This is a genomic window from Stieleria bergensis (assembly GCA_007745635.1).
In the GTDB taxonomy this organism is placed as follows: domain Bacteria; phylum Planctomycetota; class Planctomycetia; order Pirellulales; family Pirellulaceae; genus Stieleria; species Stieleria bergensis.
In genome coordinates, this window is the sequence record CP036272.1 from 5,278,748 (window position 1) to 5,300,349 (window position 21,602).

The following is a 21,602-nucleotide window of genomic DNA, read 5'->3' on the forward strand; positions in this document are numbered from 1 at the left end:
CAATTGCCTGCAATTAACGCGACGGTTGATTGGCGAGCGGTTTTTGCACTTTCCCTGCCAGTTCGCACCGTGGAATTGCCGAGTTGATTTCAACGGCGGAGTGGTCCAACGACTCCGTTTCAATCAGCAGGCAACTGCAGCCAGACCCGTTGAAACCAGAGCAACCGATCAATGGACAATGGTCCCCCAGCGCCAGCTTCGAAATCCAACGCAGCGCCAGCTTCGAAATCCAACGCAGCATCGCCGACGACTCAACAGGGCCACCCTGATCACCCTCATCAGGATTCGGACTGGGACCAAATCCAAGGCTTTGTCGGCCAGCTTGCTGAACTGAGTACCAACTGTTCCACCGTCATTGAATTCGCGCGTGGATGTCTGCCGGCGGCCATTGGCTTGATCGATGGTCGTGGCGCGCTATGGTGGTCGACCTCAATCGACGGACAGCCCGTGCTGACGGCTTGCTTCGATGCAGCGGGTCATCAGGTGGAGACTGGCCTCTGGAACGATCACTCGGTTGCCAGCCAGCTCTTGCAATCCGATGGGCCGACCGAATTGTCGATCCGGCAAACCACTGAAATCCCGTTCACAGCGCAGCGTGGTTCCCGTGCGACCGGGATTCTTCGCATCGCCGTTGCGATTCAGCTTGATGGCCATCGCATTGGTGCCCTGGAGTTTTTGCAAGATGCCGATCTGCCCTCGGACGCCTTGGCGGGCAATCAACAATTGCTGGCGTTGATCGCAGATCAAACCGAAGTTTTTCTGCGTCGCCATCAAGTGCTAGAACTGACGCGAAGCAACCATCAGTGGCGGCTGTATGAATCGCTGACACAGTCAGCGCACGGCAGCTTGGACTTAGAACGGACGGCTTATCAGATTGCCTGCGATGGGCGAGTCTTTGTGGGTTGCGATCGAGTCAGCGTGGTGGTCCCACGAGGCAGTGATTGGCAAGTCGCCGCGATCAGTGGTATTGACACCGTTGATTCACGTTCAGCGTTGGTTGTGGCCATGCAATCGTTGTCAGACGCGGTAGCGATCTCCGGACAGTGGCTTCGCTATCGCGGCAGCACGGAGGCACTGCCACCCCAGCTGGAAACTCCGCTTTGCGAATTCCTGGACCAGTCTCATAGCCGCAATGTTGACGTCATTCCCTTGCTGCCATGGACAGACACCGAAGACGCCGCATCGGGGCCTGTCTCTGGGAACTCATCGGAAGACGCCCAGCGAAGCAACCAAGCCGATTCACCGCAGCACTGTGTTGGATTATTGATCCTGGAGGACCTGGATGCGATTGATTCGCAGCAAGCCGAACCGAATGCAGGCTGGGTCCGGCGACACAAGGGCCTGGATGCTCCGGACACGGAAACGCGCATGTTGCAGTTGACGGCGGTGGCCAGTTCTGCGATCCGCAACGCCTTGCAGTTCCAAGCGATTCCACTGCATCGGTTTTCGAAAAAGTACGCCTCACAGCTAGGTGAAAACAAACGCCGCGTCCTGTGGAAGTGGTTGCTGGCGGTGGGTGTGTTGATTGTGATCTGTGGCATGGTTCCAATCACGCACCAAGTGCGCAGTGTTGGCAACGCACAGCCAACCAAGATCAGCCACGTGTTCGCCCCCAGCGACGCCAGTGTCTTTAAGGTATTGATTGATCAAGCCACGCAAAACGTGACACGCAACCAAAAGCTGATCGAGATGCGCAGTCCGCCACTGGAACAGGAACTGCAACGATTGCTTGGTGAAGACCGGGCGGCTGAAAAGCAATTATTGGCCGTCAGTTCTGAACGTGTTCAGCGTCTGCAACAACGGCCAACGGATCGCAATTCGGGCCGCTTAGCCGCAGAGGAGCAAGAACTCCTGGAGCGACGCAGCAGCTTGCAGGCGCAGATTGAACTGGTCAATCAGCAGATTGCTGAACTCATGCTGACCAGCCCGATTAGCGGCCGCGTGTTAACCTGGGACCCGGATCAGTTATTGGCTGATCGCCCGGTCACCCGCGGCCAACGCCTGCTGAGCGTAGCGAATCTTGCTGAGGCCTGGGAAATTGAATTGCTGATCCCCGACCATCAGATTGGACACCTGTTGGATGCACAAGCGGCCAGTGAAACAGCGCTGACGGCACAGTTCACGGTCTCGCCCGGCGATGGGTCTGTCACGCAGACCACGGTGTCGCGGATCGGCTTGCGTTCGGAAGTCGTTGATGGACAGGCGGTCACCAAGGTCACCTTGACCGTACCTCCAGCGACGGTCAAGCAATTGCGTCCCGGGACCACCGTCGAAGCCAAAGTGAACTGTGGACGGAAATCACTCTGGTACGTTTGGACACACGACATCTGGCTTTCGATCCGTCGCGAACTGTTCTGACCGCTAGATGTCCTTTCAGGGCACCGCGTTTCCTTGACCGCCACGCCAGAAATCCCATCAACCATCCCTCATCGAGTCACGATTCCATGCAAACATCACTCCATTGCCTGAAGCAAAACATGGCCAAGCTGATCCTGGTGATCGTTGTTCTCAGCCAGGTTTCGGTTGTGCTCGCCCAAGCAACGTCTGCAGAGGTCATCACGGTCAAAAAGGCCCTGATACAGATCATTGATGAAGTTCAAGTCCCGGCCCAGTCAGAAGGCCCTTTGACCGAGTTGTTGGTCCATGAAGGCCAAGTCGTCTCGGAGGGAGACACGCTGGGCAAGATTGATGACTCGGAAATGCAACTTGAGCTCCAGCGCGCCAAGCTGCAACTATCCATCGCAGAACATGAAGCAACCAATCGCATCCCGATTGAGGCGGCAGAAACCAAACTGCGCATCAACACCGTCCTGTTCCAACGACTGAAGCAGATCGACATCAATGAACCCAAGAGCGTTTCGTTAACCGAGATCGATCAAGCTGAACTCGCAATGGCAACCGCAGCTGCAGAGCTACGGCAGGCCGAACGAGATGTCTCGCAAACCGCGCTGCGCCGCGACCTGGCAAAGAACGCTGTCGACGTTGCGGCACGCAAGGTTGAGTTACGCAAACTCAAGTCACCTCTCAGCGGTGAAGTGGTTGCCACCATGCGTCATCGTGGCGAGTGGGTTAAACCAGGCGACGTGATCATGCACTTGGTGCGTACAGATCGACTGCGAGTCCAGGGCTTTATTGACGCGGACAAAGTGTCTCAAGACCTGCAAGGCGTCGAGGTCACCATCGAAAGTCTGTTGAAGAACAAGAAAGTCACTTGCACCGGTAACATCTCCTTTGTCAGCCGCATCGTCGATCCCGTGAATCGAGAGGTCATGGTCTGGGCTGAATTCGACAATTCAGATGGACGCATGCGTCCGGGCGTTGCAGCAGAGATCACGATCAAGATTCCCTGATCCTTGCCGACAAAGGGATTTTTCAACACCGATGTCCATCGCTGTGCCTACCGAGTCCGCCATCCATCTACGCCGACGCGTGGACCTGGAAGTCACTGCGCAGCAACGACGCGGTGAAAAGATCTGGGTGGTCAAGGATCCGATTGCACTGCGATACTTTGAATTGCGTCACGAGGAGTATCAGGTCCTGCAGTGGCTGGACGGGACCCGGCGTCTGTCGGACCTCAAGCAACTCTTTGAACAGCGTTTCACACCACGCAAGATTTCGAGCCACCATTTACAGCACTTTTTGAGCACACTGCATCGTGATGGGCTGGTGATTGCGGATGCAAATCATCAAGGCGATCGCTTGTTGGAACGTCATCGCGACGTGCGTTGCAGGGAACGACTGGCGATGCTGGCCAATCCACTGGCGATCCGTTTCCCGGGGATCGATCCGACCAAGTTCCTTGACCGCACGTCGAATGCCGTGGCGGGATTTTTCTCGCTTAGCGGATTGGCGGTAGTGCTGGGCGTCCTGACACTTGCCTTGATGTTGGTCGTTTTCAACCTGTCGGACATGCTTGCACGGTTGCCGGATTTCCAGGCGTTAAGCAGTCCGGGCAACGTCGTGCTGATGGCTGCTGCGTTGGCCGTCACCAAAGTGCTTCATGAACTGGGACACGCCTATACCTGCCGACATTTCCGTGGCCACTGCCATGAAATTGGCGTGATGCTCTTGGTCTTCACACCGTGCCTGTACTGCAACGTGACGGATTCATGGAAACTGTCCAACCGCTGGCAGCGGATTGCGATTGGTGCTGCAGGCATCCTTGTCGAACTTGTCCTAGCAGCGCTGTGCACGATCCTTTGGTGGTACACACAGCCTGGGCTTTTGAACACGATTTGCTTCAATGTGGTTTTGATCTGTTCCATTGGAACGGTGCTGTTAAACGGCAATCCATTGCTTCGTTACGATGGCTATTACATTCTGTCGGACTGGTTACAGGCTCCAAACCTCTGGCAGGATTCGCGCCGCATGCTGCAGCATTACTGCGGCCGATGGTTGCTGGGCATCAAGTCACAAACAAAGCCACGAACGCGGATCAAAACGGTTTGGCTGTTACTTTATGCGATCGCCTCGCTGGTCTATCGCGTGGTGGTTGTGACCACCATTCTGTATTTGTTTTATCGTTTTTGCGAACGCTATGACGCGACCGGTTGGGCCAAGTTATTTGCCCTGATGCTGTTGCTTGGTATGGCGACCGGTCCGATCAATCATCTCAAATCAATCGTGAGCACCCCCGGAATGTGGAAACGTTTTCGCAGCGGCCATTTATTGCTGACCGCGATTGGCATGGGCGTCGTGATTGCCGTGGTCTGTTTCTTGCCGCTACCGACCCGACTGCAGACGGTTGCCTTGATCCAGCCCCATGATGCACGGCACCTTTATGTCACGATGCCGGGACGATTGTGGCAGATCCATGTTGCGCCAGGTGACCCGGTCCAAGCAGGCGATCGGCTAGCGTCGCTGCAAAATCGAGAGTTACGCCGCCAAGTGGTCGAAGCCAAGGAGCGGGCATTGGCCCAAGAGGTCCGGGTGGCCGCCCTTGAATCCCTGCGCGGTGGTGACCCTGAATTAGCCGCCCAGATTCCGCAAGCCCGCCAGGTCCTGGCTGATTATCGCAAGCGATTGTCGCAACTGGAGCAAGATCATGCCGACTTGACTCTAACGGCTCCCATTGACGGCATCGTGATTCCGCCGCCCCGAAGGCTGCAACAATTTCACGATTTGAAACAGACTGCGACCGACCAGTTGGGAAACTGGTTTGGCACACCGCTGGACAAGGCAAACCTAGGAGCCACATTGGAACGACGCGAACACTTTTGTTCGGTCGGACCGGCTGGCCAGTTTCAGGTTGAAATCTACTTTGATCAGTCGGACGCGGCACAGATTACCCCAGGCCAAACGGTCAAGCTTTCCATTGACACGGGAACGTCCGACACGGCCTGGGGAGTGATTCGACAAGTCGCACAAACACGCCTCGATGAGATCCCTGATCGTTTGGTTTTAAAGGATCCACTGACTTTTGAACCCGACAAGACCGGTGGTCTGCGGCAAACGATCTATCGCGCGACAGTGGACTTGGATTCATCGCCGGCAAGCATGGTCACCGGAGCGATTGCCGAAGCGAGCGTCACCGTGTCTTCGCAAACGCTCTGGCAGAAATCCGTCCGAGCCTTCTCGAAAGTGTTCCGTCCGCTCAACTGAATGCCGGCAACCGCGGGCGTTATTCAAGCCAATACAGAATCGGGCGATGTGGTCCGCTCCACACGTGCTTGTTTGGTGGCTTAAGAGCCAAACCGACCGGCAGCAACGCTGACTGTGCCATGAAGAGGCCCGTTGAACGCAAGACGGGAAAGTGCCCCAAGTACCCTTCACCGCAGCGGCCATAGCGTTCCAAGGCGGGATCTTCGAATCGCAACGGACGATGACAGAACCTGGCTCCATGCCAATAGCTGCTCATGGTCAACTCGGTGCGATACGTTCGCGTCGGCATGCCATGCAACATTCCCTCGGGCATGCCGCTTCTATCCTGAGGCAGATTTTTAGTGACCAGCCCATTGGTCTCTCCGTCGATCGAACGGGGACGGATGTCCAGCCAATCACTTTCCGGTGACGACGATTCCTCTTGGATCACATTGGTCGATGTGAAGTGGCGAATGTCGCGCGGGGTCACCAGCGGCGAAGAACCCCACTGGGGAGCCGGTGTCTGAATCTCTTCGTCCGCCACGTCCATCACTGGAGCCTCAACCAGCTGTGGCTGCTGGGCTGTGGCTAAGTGGCGTGCTTGCGTTGCCAACCCAAGAAACAAGATCGACGCTACCAATGGAAAGTGAAACGCATTCATGTTTGACTTCATCTTGCTTGCTGAGGCAACTGGGATCGTGAGTCTCTCGGTTGCTAGAACGGAGCACACCAGGGACAGTTTCGGCAGCTGATGAGGGGAAACATTGGTGAGGTCCCGTTTTCAGTCATGACAGCGCAAACAGGCACAATCGTTACAGGCGTCATGGTTAACGGGATTCCGTCATCCTCCGGGAATACCCAACTCCGCCTATCAGGAAAACACCCCCAAGAAGTCGAACATAAAACAATCGTTTGCGCCTAGCGATGGATCGACAGGTCAAATTGTGTTTCGATGGCACAGTTATCAAGGCTTTTGCAGCGAAGCAAAGGTAAGCTTGACCAGATCATCTGCTTTTCCATCCCTACGTCGCATCGTTCCAGAACGCCCCAGGTTATTGACGCGTCAAAGGTGCATTGGATGCCCCGTGACTGTGTCCACGCGAGACATCCCCCAGTTGCCGTCCCCAGTGGTCGACCGCTGGACCTCGATCGAGTGGGACCACAATCGAGTGTCAAATTTGGTGCCGTTGCAACGTCGTGCTGACGCATCACCGTCAGCGACTGGTTTGTCGAGCGATCATTGTCCGTTTTGGACCGCATTGTTTCGATCATAACCGGATTTTATGGATAGACTTATGCAGGTTAGACAAATTTTGCATCTGCGTTGGGTCGGGATTGAATCATGAAAATCACCGAATGGGCTCGCCGAATTTCTGCAAACTCGCGTCGTAAGCGTCGCGATCAGCAACGGCGCCGTGAACTCTGGGCCGAACTTGGTCTGACTCGCTTGGAAACCCGCCGCGTGCTCAACGGCGGTGCAGTGACCAGTGCAGTCGTTGTTGACACCGGTGATGCGGCCAACGATGGACAAGACGATTCCATCAAAGTTGACATTTCTCAAGATCAAGTCAACGTCTCCGTCAATGGCAACCACCAGGCCTCGTATGCCATCGGCGAAATCGACACTCTCTCGATTCAGGGCTCTCAAGACAACGATCAGATTACAGTTCAGTGGGTCGACGGCCCGATTGATGGCCTGCAAATTGAAATTGATGGTGCCTCGGGCAACGACAGTTTGGCGCTGACCGAGTCTCAGCATGATCTGCAACATTTGCAGTCCATCATCCACTCCATTGAAACTGCCGAATCGGGGCAACTGGACTTGGTCGGCGTCGACAGTCTCCAGCAACTCGACTATTTGAACCTGGACTCGATCAGCAATCAGCTGCTCACAGATGATGCTTCGGTAGAGATTCACCAAAGCGGCAATCAGATCACACTAGGCAGCGACCTTGCCGCTGGCATGCACTTAGTGAATGTTCAGGACATGGATGGTGAAACGTTCGCGCTGCGTTTTCGTGACGACACAGCGAACGTTCACATCAGCTCACATTCGACCGGCGACAACAGCGGTGATCAGATCACGATCCATCAGCTTGACCTGTCCGATGGCAACACGTGGTCCTTGACCGGCGACGACAACGACGTGGTTTCATTGACCGGGCAATCCGATGTTGGCGAAACAAGCTTCGCTGTGCATGCAGGCGACCTGTTGCTGAACGGTGAGATTCAGGGCAATCAAGCCAGCCTGGAACTGGTGGGAACCTCCAGCGTTACCAGCACCAGCGAGTTTCAACTCAGCAACGCCGGTGGAAACCTTTCCATCGCGGGACAATCCCTCGAAATCGCGGGAACGATCTCAGCTGCCGGTGGAAACGTGACCGTAGACAGCGGCCTTGATGGCACCACAATCGTCAGAGCATTGATTGATGTTTCCGACGACTCGGCAGCCAGCAACGGGCAACAACAAATCAAGATTCTGGGTCAAAACGTTGGGCTTCTGGACCAGGCCACACTTGATGCTTCGGGAACTTTTGGCGGTGGCGCGATCTATGTTGGCGGTGGTTTCCAAGGATCAAACCCCACCATCGATAACGCACAGCGCACCTACGTTGGCAGCCAAGTGCTGCTGCGCGCCGATGCAATCGAAACCGGCGACGGCGGGCAAGTGATTGTTTGGGCCGACGATTGGACCAAGTTCTACGGCACCATCGAGTCCCGCGGTGGTCAACTCGCCGGTGACGGCGGCGACGTGGAAGTCAGCGGCAAAGGCACGTTGACATTTGCCGGCAATGCCGATCTGTCCGCAGCTAACGGAGAGACCGGCACGTTACTGTTGGACCCGACAAACATCGTGATCGACGATGGCAGCGGAACGGAGAATGGTCAGCTTGCCGATCAACAGGTCTTGTTTGCTGAGGGCGGGGCCACCGACTCCGCCATTCAGCCCTCGGCATTCGAAACCACCAACGCCAACATCACATTCCAAGCGACCAACAACATCACCATCAGCAGCGACATTGACCTGACGAACTCGGGCAACACGCTTGCTTTTCAAGCTGGCGAAGACATTCTGATCAACGCCAATCTCACCAGCGCCTCCGGTGCGAACAACCTCATCTTCGAAGCTGATTCACCACACAGCGGTTCGAATGACGGGTCAGGTGAAGTGAACTTCGCCGCCGTGTCCGTCAGTTCGAACGGTGGTGACATCACTCTGATCGGAGCCAGCTTTGACTTAGACGCGACCATGGCCGCCGGCGCTGGCGACATCTACATCACCACGTCAAACAGCTCACAATTAACGCTCAGCTCGAGTGCGATCAGCGCTACTGAGATCAACAATCTGTCAACCTCTGGCACGCTGGTCTTTGGCCGGGCGACGTCTGCGGGAACAAACAACAACGGCACCGGCGCCACGACGCTTACCGCTGCGTCGATTCTGGTTAACTCAGACACGACGATCAATGCCCTGACGACCAGCAACATCGAAATGTACGCGACTGGCGGCATCACCTTGGATCGGGACTTGATCGCGACCGCAGCCATCACGATGGATGCCGACACGGATAACGACGGCACAGGCACCTTCACGATCACCGCCAGTGATGATCTGCGGACCAATAATAACGCGTTGGAAATTACAGCCGGTGACGTTGCAATCGCAGGTGACATCGATTCAGGAAACGCAGCGACAAGTCTGATCGACAGTGATGGTGGCGGCATTGGATTCGGTGACACGGCGGTCACCGATGCCCTAAACCTCTCTGGCGCAGAACTGCAAAACATCGATTCAACGGGACTGACACTGCAAACCACAGGTGCTGTCACCGTGGACGGCCTTTCGGCTGCAAACAGCAATAACGTTGCGGGCACCGTGACCATTGACGCTGACACCGTCACCTTTTCTGGCGACTCCAGCACCTTCAATGCCCTGGACGTGCAAGCAGATGATCGGGTGACAATCAACACCAACATCACCACCGACACCGGTGCACTGGCGATCGATGGCGATGCGAACACGAGCACAGATACGTTCGACGATGTTCTAATCGCCGCTGGTGTGACCCTGGATGCACAAACGGATCTTACGCTGGCCGGAACCGATGGCATCACAGCCGCCGGCGCCCTGAACTTGACCGCTGGCGGAACCCTGACCATTAGCGACGCTTTGGCCGTCACCGGTGACCTGACGATCACCGACGACAGTGGCAATGGGATCGGCCTGGGCGATACGGCGATCGTTGGCGGCCTAAACTTGACTGGCGCCGACTTAGCAAACATCACGGTCACCAATCTGGAACTGGTGACCGGTGCGTCGATCACCGTTGATAACATTACGGCGGCGAACAGCAACAACGTCACCAACTTGGAATTGTCTGCGACGGGTTCGGTCAGTTTTGCCACCAACGCCAGCATTTTCAACGCGTTGGACGTGAAAGCCGACGATCGCGTTTCGATCAACGTCGACGTCACCACTGACACTGGCGCTTTGTCCATCGACGGAAACGCTGACAACGCGGCCGACACCAACGATGACATTCAGATTGCCGATGGCGTGAAAGTCGAAGCCGCAACGGTGCTCACTCTGGCAGCCCTGACCGGTGGCATCACGACCGCTGGCGTCGCCACGCTGACCGCAGGCACAGACGTTGTGATTTCCAACGCTGTCACAGCCGGCGGAAATCTGGCGATCAACGCCGACGACTTGACCCTTTCGGCTGCCATCGGTGCAGGTGTCAACGACGTCACAATCACCGATAATGATGGAGACGGCATCGGTCTTGGCGACGCCAGTGTGACCGATGGACTGAACATCAGTGGCGCTGAATTACAGTTGATCACCGCGGACGAACTGAATCTGATCACGGGCGGCGAAATTGAAGTTGACAATGTCACCGCGGCGAACAGCAATAACGTTGCCACCGTGGTCCTTGATGCCACCACTGACGTGGAATTTAACACTGCCGCCAGTACGTTCAACGCCTTGAATGTTCAAGCGGATGACCGAGTCACTTTTAATGTTAACGTCACAACCGACACCGGTGCCTTCAGTATCGATGGAGACGCCGATGCGGCAGCCGACACCAACGATGACATTCAGATCGCTGACGGCGTCACACTGCAGTCGGCAACCTCGCTGACCCTGGCGGCCAGTAACGGTGGGATCACCACAGTCGGTACCGCTAACCTGAACGCGGGCACCGATGTCACTTTGTCCAATGCGGTGACCGCAGGCGGAGACCTGGGAATCACAACCAACGACCTGGCTCTCTCCGCAGCAATCAGTGCCGGTGCGAACAGTGTGACCATCACCGACACCGATGGCACGGGCATCGGACTTGGCGATGCGACCATCGTTGGTGGCGTCAATCTGAGCGGTGCCGAGCTACAACTGATCACCGCGAACAGCCTTACCCTGGCAACCAGCGGTACGATCGAAGTCGACAACGTCACAGCCGCTAACAGCAATCTTGTCGCCACTGTGATTCTGGACTCCGGCAGTTCGGTCCTGATCGACACCGTGGCCAGCACCTTTAATGCCTTGGACATTCAGGCAGACGACGGCGTCACGATCAACGGCAATCTGACCAGCGACACCGGATCGATCACCATCGACGGCGACACCAACAATTCAGCCGACGGCTCGGATGATGTTGAAATTGCCAGCGGCGTGACGATTGATGCTGCAACTTCACTGACGGTGGCCGCAACGACCGGTGGAATCGCAACGGTGGGCACTGCGACTCTAACCGCTGGCACCGACTTGGTGATATCCGATGCCATGACCGCCGGCGGCACGTTGGCCATGGAATCAGATGATCTGACGTTAAACGCAGTGCTTAACGCCGGCGTCAACGATGTCACCATCACCGACAATGATGGCGACGGCATTGGACTCGGTGACACGGCGGTCACCGATGGACTGAATCTAAGTGCGGCAGAATTACAACTGATCACGGCAGACGAATTATCGTTGATCAGCGCAGGCGAGATCGAAGTCGACAACATTACCGCAGCCAATAGCAATAACGTGGCAACGGTTGTCTTGGACTCGGCAGACTTTGTGCGATTAAGCGGCTCAGCGAGCACATTTAACTCGTTGAATGTTCAAGCCGATGACAGCGTGGTGATCAACCAGGACGTCACCACGGACACTGGCGTGCTAACGATCGACGGCGACACTAACGCTTCGGTCGACGGGAATGATGACATCCAAATCGGCAGCGGAGTCACGCTTCAATCTGCCACTTCGCTGTCTCTGGCTGCAACCAACGGCGACATCAGCACCGCCGGCACGGCTAACTTGATTGCTGGCACGAACGTTGTTTTGTCGGACGCGGTAACCGCTGGCGGTCATCTGAACATCACCACCAACGACCTGACCCTCTCTGCAGCCATCGCTGCTGGAGTCAACGACGTCACGATTACAGATAACGATGGCGACGGAATTGGCCTTGGCGATGCAACCATTGTTGGCGGAGTGAACATTAGCGGCGCGGAATTGCAACTGATCACCGCAGCCAATTTGAACTTGGACAGCGCCGGTGCGATCGAAGTCGATAACGTGACGGCAGCCAACAGCAACAATGTCGCTACCGTGATTCTTGATTCGGCTAGTTCGATTCTGATTGACAGCAACGCCAGTACCTTCAATGCGCTCGACATTCAAGCTGACAATCGAGTGACGATCACGAGTGATTTGACCACGGACACCGGTGCACTGTCGATCGACGGTGATGCGGATTCAGCCGTCGATGGGAATGACGACGTTGTGCTCAGTGCCGGGATCACACTGACCGCTGCTACCGACTTGACCCTGGCCGGGACCAGTGGCATCAGTGCAGCGGGTGATCTGTTCCTCGATGCTGGCGGCGACCTGAACATCGATGATGCTTTGAATGTGACGGGCGCCTTGACGATCACCAATGGAAACAACAATGGGATCGGCCTTGGCGACACAGCGATCGTCGGTGGGTTGAACTTCTCTGGGGCAGACCTGCAGAACATCACTGCTGCGAATCTAAGCCTGATCACCGGTGGATCGATCACGGTTGACAACATCACCGCTGCCAACAGCAACAACATCAGTGGCACCGTGACTCTTGACGCCACCGGCAGCATTAGCTTTGCAAACACAGCCAGCACATTTAACACGCTGGATGTGCAAGCCGATGACAGAGTCTCGATCGACGTCAATCTGACGACTGACACCGGGGCAATCACCATTGACGGGGACGCTGACGATGCGGCAGACGGCAATGACGATGTGCAAATTGGCAGCGGAGTGACCATCGATGCAGCCACATCGCTAACGCTGACGGCAACCACGGGCGGAATCACCACTCAGGACGCCAACCTGATCGCGGGGACCGATGTCATTCTTTCCGATGCAGTCACGGCGACCGGCGATCTGAGCATCACGACCGATGACTTGACCGTCTCCGCTGCGATTAACGCTGGTGCGAATGACGTCACCATCACCGACAACGACGGCAGTGGCATTGGCTTGGGTGATGCAACCATTGTTGGCGGAGTGAACATTAGCGGCGCGGAATTGCAACTGATCACCGCAGCCAATTTGAACTTGGACAGCGCCGGTGCGATCGAAGTCGATAACGTGACGGCAGCCAACAGCAACAATGTCGCGACTGTGATTCTTGATTCGGCTAGTTCGATTCTGATTGACAGCAACGCCAGCACCTTCAATGCGCTCGACATTCAAGCAAACAATCGAGTGACGATCACGAGTGATTTGACCACGGACACCGGTGCTTTGTCGATCGATGGAGACGCTGACTCCATGGTCGATGGGAATGATGACGTTGTGCTCAGCGCCGGGATCACACTGACGGCGACGACGGATCTGACGCTTGCCGGGACCAGTGGCATCAGTGCAGCGGGTGATCTGTTCCTCGATGCTGGCGGCGACCTGAACATCGATGATGCTCTGAATGTGACGGGCGCCTTGACGATCACCAATGGAAACAACAATGGGATCGGCCTTGGCGACACAGCGATCGTCGGTGGGTTGAACTTCTCTGGTGCAGACCTGCAGAACATCACTGCTGCGAATCTAAGCCTGATCACCGGTGGATCGATCACGGTTGACAACATCACGGCCGCCAACAGCGATAATATCGCCGGCACGGTCACTCTAGACGCCAGTGGCAGCATCAGTTTTTTAAGTACCACGAGCACCTTTAACGCGGTTGATGTGCAGGCAGATGACGGTGTGATCGTCAACGTGAACCTGACCACAGACACCGGAGCGATCAGCATTGATGGCGACGTCAACAATGCTGCAGATGGCAATGATGATGTTCAGTTTGCCAGTGGTGTCACCCTGAACTCGGCGACCGACATTTCGTTAGCGGCGACCACCAGCGGCCTGCAAACCGGGGGAGCTCTCGACCTGATTGCCAACGGCACGGTCACAGTGTCCGACCAGCTCGCTGCGACCGGCACTCTGACGCTGCAGACCGATGACTTGAACGTGACATCCACCATCAGCAGCACCGCCGACATCTTAATCACCGAAGGTGACGGAGACGGGATCGGCTTGGGTAGCACGACCGTTGCGGGCGGCCTGAACTTGACGGGGGCCGAACTACAAAACCTGTCGGCGACCAACCTGAGCCTGATCACCAGCGGATCGATCGTCGTCAATAACATCAGTGCAACCAACAGCGATAACATCTCTGGAATGGTCACACTGGACGCGTCGGCGGTCAGTTTTGTGACCTCCGCCAGCACGTTTAACTCACTCGATGTGCAGGCTGATGATGGCGTGACGGTAAGTGCCGACCTAACCACCGAAACAGGCACATTGACCATTGACGCAGACGACGATGCCGGGGACAGCGTGGGCACGCTGACGGTGGATCCAGGCGTCAACGTTTCATCTAGCGACCATGCGATTGTGATCACCGTCAATGACGTCGACATTCAGGGTGGGATTGTGAGTGGCAACGCCTCCACAACGATCATCGATTCAGACGGAGACGGCATCGGCCTAGGTAGTGCCGTCATTGTTGGCGGGCTTAACCTGAGCGTCACGGACCTGCAGGACTTTACCGCAACGGGATTAACGCTGCAGACCGCTGGCAACGTGGACATTGACGGCATGTCGCAGCCGATTACTATCTCCGGCGTCACCAACGTGATCTCGGGCGGAGAGGTCAACTTCATCACCACCGCCTCCAGTTTTAACGCCTTGAACGTTCAGGCGGACGACGGAATCACGGCCAATGTGAACGTCACCACCACCGTCGGCAGTCTCTCGCTGGACGGCGACGCCGATGATGCACTTGATACCAACGACAACATCCTGATCGGAGTTGGCGTGCAGATTGCCTCCGCGGGGTTGATGACCCTGGATGCAACCACCGGTGGCATCATTGGCAACGGCGCCCTAACGCTGAACGCTGCGGATGGAATCACGGTCAATGATTCGCTGACCAGCAGTGGTGCCTTGACCTTCAACAGCGACACCGATGCAGGCGATGACGTAGGCACACTGACCATCGCTGCTGGTGCCGCCGTCAGCAGTGCTAACAATACGATCGCCTTAACGATCGATGACTTGGACGTCCAGGGAACCATCAGCAGCGGCGCGTCGTCGACCACCATTACAGACAGTGATGGAGATGGCATCGGATTGGGGGATACACCGGTCTTCGGTGGACTGAACATCAGCGATTCGGATTTAGATCCTTTCACAACGACTGGCTTGACGCTTCAAACCAGTGGACAAATCATCGTCGACAATCTGTCTCAGCCCGTCAACATCGCCGGCACGACAACTCTGGATGCTGGCACGACAATCAGCTTCAGCAACAATGCCAGCAGCTTTAATAGCTTGATTGCCAATGCGGATGATGGAATCAGCGTTGACGCCAATGTCACCACCACCACTGGCGATCTATTGATAGATGGCAACTCCGATGGTGATGTCGATGCGACTGACAATGTGACGTTCATTGCCGGTGCTCAACTGCAATCAGCCGGCGAGATGACATTGCGTGCCTCCACCGGTGGGCTGTCCGGAGCCGGTGCGCTGACGTTGTTGGCTGCCGATGGAATCAACATCGACCATTCGCTTAGCACCAATGGCACGTTGACCATCGATGCCGACACCGATGCAAACGATGACGATGGCACACTGACCTTAGCAGCCGGCCAAACGATCGATAGCAACAGCAACACGATCGACATCACGGCGGATGATTTAAGCATCGGTGGCAGCGTCACCAGCGGCACCGCAGCGACGTCCATCCGCGATAGCGACGGAGACGGTGTCGGTCTGGGCGATGCGGTGATCGCCGGCGGCCTGAATCTTTCGGTGACCGATCTGCAAGACTTTACCGCCAATGGGCTGACCGTCGGAACGGCAGGGAACATTCAGGTCGACAATTTTTCTCCGCCAGTGACCATCAGTGGAGCGATGACGTTGACCGCTGATGGCGCCACGTCCACGGTCAGTTTTCTAAACAACGCCTCCAGCTTTAACAGCCTGGCCATCAATGCCTCCGATGGCGTGACAGTGGCGGCAAACTTGAGCACGACCGCTGATGGTCTGACGATTGATGCCGATACAGATGCCGGGGACGGAGTGGGCAGTTTCCAGGTCAACGCTGGCATTGGCGTCTCGAGCGGCAACAACACCACTGACATCACCACCAATGACCTCGTCTTAGTGGGCACGCTCAACAGTGGTGCTGCACTGACGACCATCAACGACTCCGATGGCACAGGCATCGGGCTGGGAGACACTGCGATCGTCAATGGACTGAATCTAACCAGCGCCACCGCTGGCCAAATCACGTCCACCGGATTGACCCTGACAACCACCGGCAACGCCACGGTCAACAACTTTGTTCAACCCGGTTCGATCAGCGGCACGGTGACGATCCAGACTGGCGGCAGCATCAGTTTCGCAACGGCCGCGTCCAGCTTTGAAACACTGGACGCACAAGCCAACGATGGCATCTCCGTGGGCCAGGACATCACCACGACGACGGGTGGGCTAACGCTTGATGGAGACGCCAACAACACTGGCGACGGCAGCGATAACATTCTGTTTGCAGCCAATGTTGTGCTACAGAGTGCGGCCGAGATCACGTTGGCCGCAACCACCGGTGACATGACAGCGACCGGCGCACTGACGATCAATGGCGACGATGGCGTGACCTTTGACGATTCGCTCTCGGCCAGCGGAACGTTGACGATCAATGCCGACTCCTCACCCGGTGATGACGATGGCACGCTGACGATCAACACCGGGGCAACGATTTCAACGACGAACCAAGCCGTTAATATCACCGCCGACAGTCTGTCGATCGACGGCAGTGTTGATAGCGGAAACGCCGCCACAACGATCGTCGAATCGGATGGTGATGGGATTAGCCTGGGCGACACGAACGTTCCCGGTGCGATGAATTTTTCCGCCGCCGACTTATTGAACTTCTCTGCCGGTGACTTCACCCTGCAGACCTCCGGCGACATCACCGTGGACAACGCAACCTTGCCTGGCTCCATCACGGGATCAGCGTTCCTGGTCGCCAACGGAACAAGTTCGCAAATCCAATTCATCAACAACGGTTCAAGCTTTGGCACGCTGACGGTCAGCGCCAGCGACGGGGTCACGGTGGACACCGCACTGGCCACCACCGGCGGTGCGCTGACCATTGACGCCGACACCGACGTGGGCGACAACACTGGAACGTTCAGCGTGACTGTCAACGGATCACTGGACTCAAATGGCCAAGCAATTTCCATCACGGCGAATGATGCTGACTTTACCGGCACGGTCAACAGTGGTGCCGCTGATGTTACGGTGACAGACTCTGATGGCACCGGTTTGGGACTGGGAAGCTCCGTCATTATCAATGGCTTGAACATCTCTGACGCCGAGCTCGACCAAATCACGGCGGTCAACTTTATCGGCACCAGCAGTGGCGACATTTACGTGAACGGAATCAGCCAGCCCGGCACGATCTCCAATGAGATCCAATTGGCGGCCGGTGGAACGGTGTTCTTCGCGGGAACTTCGTCGTCATTCAATTCAGCCACCGTCAATGCCGACGATGGCATCGACGTGGGAATCGATGTTTCTTCCACCGGCGGTGACTTGACCTTCGACGGCGACTCGGACAATGCCGCCGACACAAACGACAACATCGCGTTCGCCTCAGGCACCACCGTCCAAGCGGCGGGAACATTGCATCTGTCCGCGACGACCGGGGGAATGACAGGTGCTGGGTCGCTGAACTTGAATGCCGCCGACGGTGTGAATTTGAATGATTCACTGGCGACTTCAGGCGTGTTGACCATCAACGCAGACCAGGATGCGAACGACAACAACGGCACCCTCTTTATTGATGCTGCAGCGACCATCGACACGAACGACAATGCATTATTGGTGACGGCAAATGACTTGAATGTTCTGGGCGCAGTCACCAGTGGGACGGCCGCGACGTCCCTGATTGATTCCGATGGTGACGGTGTTGGCTTTGGAGACACAGCGGTCACCGACGGGCTAAACATTTCCATGGTGGACTTAGCCTCCTTTACGGCCGACGGGCTGAACATTCAGTCGACCGGAGCGATCGTGGTGGACAATGTTTCGCTGCCGATCTCGATCACCGGAACGACAGCTTTGCAAAGCGGTTCCAGCATTCAGTTTTCCAACAATGCTTCGACCTTCCCTGGCTTGGATGCTCAGGCAGAGGACGGCATCCAAGTCAACGTCAGTGTTGTCACCTCAAGCGGTGTCCTATTGCTAAACGGCGACAGCGATGATGCAGCGGACACAACCGACAACATTACCTTTGTTGCCGGCACCAGCCTAAACAGCGCTGGCTCGATGACGTTGCAGGCCACCACGGGCGGGATGACGGCTGCAGGGGCACTGAATTTGACCGCCAATGATGGTATCACCGTTCAATCCGCGCTGGACACCTCGGGAACGTTGACGGTGATTGCGGACAACGACGCGGGAGACGACTCGGGGACGTTTACGGTTGCAGGCACAGGATCAGTTGACACCAACGACAATCAACTCCTGATCACGGCGGATGACATTGACTTGTCCGGCACACTGGATTCGGGAACCGCAACAACGGTGTTTACGGATTCCGATGGAACCAGCATGGGGATCGGCGACAGCAGCTTTGTCAACGGTTTCAATCTGTCGTCCAGCGAACTGCAGAACGTGACCGGCACGGACGTCCAGTTCATCACGTCGAACTATCTCGTTGTCGACAACATCACGGCCGCCTCAAGTGACAACTTGGCCGGCACGACGCTGTTAGACGCTGGAAGTCAATTGTTCTTTTCTAACAACGCGTCCACCTTCAACACGCTCGATGCACAGGCCGACAACGGGCTTTGGGTTTTCGTCGACGTCACCACCGATACCGGCAGCCTATCACTGGACGGCGATGCGAACGATGTCTTGGAAACATCGGATGTGTTGCAGTTTTCCAGTGCGGTGACTTTGACGTCAGCCGATGCGATCACATTGGAAGCCGCCAACGGCAACATCATTGGTCTCGGTTCACTGAACCTGAACGCTGCCGACGACGTCAACATCATCGACAACATGACCGTCAGCGGCGTGTTGACAGTGAATGCAGACACGGATGCGGGCGACAACGATGGGCAGTTCAACATTGCGGCCACCGGATCTCTAGACACTAGCAATAACGCGTTGGTTGTCACTGCGGACTCAATTTCTCTGTCCGGCACGGTTTCCTCGGGAGCGGCATCCACGACGTTCAACGATTCTGATGGCACCGGAATTGGCCTTGGCTCGGCTGCTATCGCCAACGGTCTGAACCTGAGCAACGCGGATGCCGGTCAAATGACCGCTACGGGCCTGACCATGACAACAGCGGGCAATCTTGACGTCCAGGCCTTTACACAATCGGGCACGATCACTGGCACGGTCACGTTAACGGGATCCGGCGGCTCGTCCACCGCTTCGTTCAGCGGCGGCGCCAGCTCGTTTAGCGGATTGGATTTAACAGTCGACGACTCCATGAGCGTTGGCGCCGATGTGTCGGCCACCACGGGTGACCTGAAACTAAGCGGTGGAGGAACCGCCACGGTCTCCGCAGGCAACCAGTTGACAGGTGCTGGCGCGGGAAGCACCATTGAAGTCACTGGCGGTGACATCACCATTAACAATGGTTCACTGGGAAGCGAAAGCATCCTGAACACGGCTGATGGAAGCATCAGTTTGACCTCCACCACCGGCAACATCGACCTTGGCAATTTCGCGTTGGCCAGTGACACGGGGATCATCACGGTCAACAGTGCAGGCACCATCGACGAGATCAGCGACAATTCAACCGTTAGCCTGTCCACAACCGGCACGGTGACGTTGACTGCTGTTGGTGACATTGGCCAGTCCGCCGGCGTTGGATTGGCTGGCAATGGGCCTCTGGATGTCGACGTAGACAGCATTTCAGCAACATCCACGACCGGCGGCGTCTACCTGCGTGACTCTGATGGATTGACAGTGACGGGCGTCGGGACCAATAGTGCTGACGCGGAATTGATCTCCGACACAAGCATTAGCTTGACCGGCGCTATCACGGCGACGACTTCGGGTGACATTTCCTTATCCGCACCGGTGATTTCACTGAGCGCCGGTGGCGACATCACCACCGATGACGGAGACATTTCCATCGACGCGGGCAACGCGGGCGGCCTAACGATTGATGATGGGGCCGTGTTAACCACCGACGAAGGAAGCATCAGTGGACAACTTATCAATGCTGCGGATCCTTTTTCCGGGACCGCCTTCACCGGGGAACCACTGTCTGATTCGGATCGAAACGCGATCATCAGCGTTGTGATCGCGGACTCCGGTGCAACCAATGTCGAAGTCCTGATCAACTGGGGCGAAGGCGACACCGATGAAATGACGCCGGTGATTTCCGCCCCGCCAGGCGACGACCGAGCCTTTGTCGTTCAGTCCACCATGCCGGCACCTGCAGGCGGCGTTGACTTCATTCACGACTACCAGAATCCGCCAGATCCAGACAATCCTTCAGACGATATTCCCGTTCTGGTTTCCATCAATCAGTTTGCCGCCGGCACCATTAGCCTGCAAGAAAACAGCGTCTCCGTTTTTGATGATCCACGGTTCGATGATTTCGAAGTGATTGTCGAAGTGGATTCGGCGATCCTCCCGTTCTTCCTGTCAATTCCTGAAGACAACACTCAGTTGGCTCAGCCAGCAAGTGATCCCGTCTTGGTGGCTCCCTCGAAGGTTCGCCGCACCCTGTCGATGACGTCAAACCAGATCATCGCCAGCTCGATTGGTTCCGCCGAACAAGTCTCACAGCGATACTATGTGCTGCGAATCGTCAGCTTCGGAGAGGAAGGCGACATCAAATTGATGAAAGACGGCAGCGAATATCGGCTTCCCAACCTGGATGACCCGGATTCCGAAGCTGGATTTCAGCTGAATCAGTTGCCAGAACTGTTTGATCGCCTGCCTGATGACCGATACAAAATCTATTTGATCGACGGTCAAACGGAACGCTTGGTCTTGGAATTTATCATTCGTGATGGCCAGCCAATCGAAGCGGAAGCCGAAGAATCCCAACAACCCGCAGCAGCCGATCAACCGGCCGTTGAAAAACAGTTTGAGCTAGAACCGGTCATTGATGATGGAGTCAATGCGGGTCAGCGAAAACGAAATGATGCCAACGCCAATGGAACGCTGCAGTTAACCAGCCCAGTCTCTCGACGCGTGCCCGCTAAGATGACAGCGGTCGCCGCAAAGAGCATCGACGCGGAAAACATCGATCACCAGCCAGCCGAGTCTGCAAACGATGATCTGCCTGAACATGCCAGCGTGCCGCGTCACCAAACGCCAAGCGTTGCACAGCGTTTAGGGACCATGCCTGTCGCGGCCGCCGGTAGCACACTGATGATGGCCAGCATGCACCAGCTGCGGAAGCGTTCCGCTCGCCAACGATAACCGCCCAACAAACCTTTCGTCA

5 protein-coding genes are annotated in these 21,602 nt (G+C 56.3%); 4 read left to right on the forward strand and 1 reads right to left on the reverse strand.

Going from position 1 to position 21,602, the window contains the following annotated elements; genetic code table 11:
- Positions 1–171: 171 nt before the first annotated feature.
- The 3 genes from SV7mr_RS18540 (at position 172) to SV7mr_RS18550 (ending at position 5,601) form a co-directional block, all read left to right on the forward strand.
- Complete coding sequence (locus SV7mr_RS18540) at positions 172–2,358, forward strand: efflux RND transporter periplasmic adaptor subunit (protein WP_145275533.1); 2,187 nt, start codon at positions 172–174, stop codon at positions 2,356–2,358.
- An 86-nt stretch (positions 2,359–2,444) separates the two neighbouring features.
- The gene (locus SV7mr_RS18545; RefSeq protein ID WP_145275535.1) at positions 2,445–3,350 is read left to right on the forward strand and encodes an efflux RND transporter periplasmic adaptor subunit; all 906 of its coding nucleotides are present in this window, start codon (positions 2,445–2,447) and stop codon (positions 3,348–3,350) included.
- A 31-nt stretch (positions 3,351–3,381) separates the two neighbouring features.
- Entirely contained in the window at positions 3,382–5,601 is a 2,220-nt protein-coding gene (locus SV7mr_RS18550; RefSeq protein WP_145275537.1) for a site-2 protease family protein, read from the forward strand.
- Between the two features lie 19 nt (positions 5,602–5,620).
- Here SV7mr_RS18550 and SV7mr_RS18555 read toward each other — a convergent pair whose 3' ends face one another.
- The gene (locus SV7mr_RS18555) at positions 5,621–6,253 is read right to left on the reverse strand and encodes a hypothetical protein (protein WP_419187588.1); all 633 of its coding nucleotides are present in this window, start codon (positions 6,251–6,253) and stop codon (positions 5,621–5,623) included.
- A 669-nt stretch (positions 6,254–6,922) separates the two neighbouring features.
- Between SV7mr_RS18555 and SV7mr_RS18560 the strand changes: the two genes are divergently transcribed.
- Positions 6,923–21,580, forward strand: a complete 14,658-nt coding sequence (locus tag SV7mr_RS18560; protein ID WP_145275541.1) for a beta strand repeat-containing protein — start codon at positions 6,923–6,925, stop codon at positions 21,578–21,580.
- Positions 21,581–21,602 lie beyond the last annotated feature (22 nt).

What these genes read in the sequence shown, in the direction of transcription:
- SV7mr_RS18540 (WP_145275533.1), top strand. Translation starts at nt 172, where the DNA reads ATGGACAATGGTCCCCCAGCGCCAGCTTCGAAATCCAACGCAGCGCCA.
- SV7mr_RS18545 (WP_145275535.1), top strand. Translation starts at nt 2,445, where the DNA reads ATGCAAACATCACTCCATTGCCTGAAGCAAAACATGGCCAAGCTGATC.
- SV7mr_RS18550 (WP_145275537.1), top strand. Translation starts at nt 3,382, where the DNA reads ATGTCCATCGCTGTGCCTACCGAGTCCGCCATCCATCTACGCCGACGC.
- SV7mr_RS18555 (WP_419187588.1), bottom strand. Translation starts at nt 6,253, where the DNA reads ATGAAGTCAAACATGAATGCGTTTCACTTTCCATTGGTAGCGTCGATC.
- SV7mr_RS18560 (WP_145275541.1), top strand. Translation starts at nt 6,923, where the DNA reads ATGAAAATCACCGAATGGGCTCGCCGAATTTCTGCAAACTCGCGTCGT.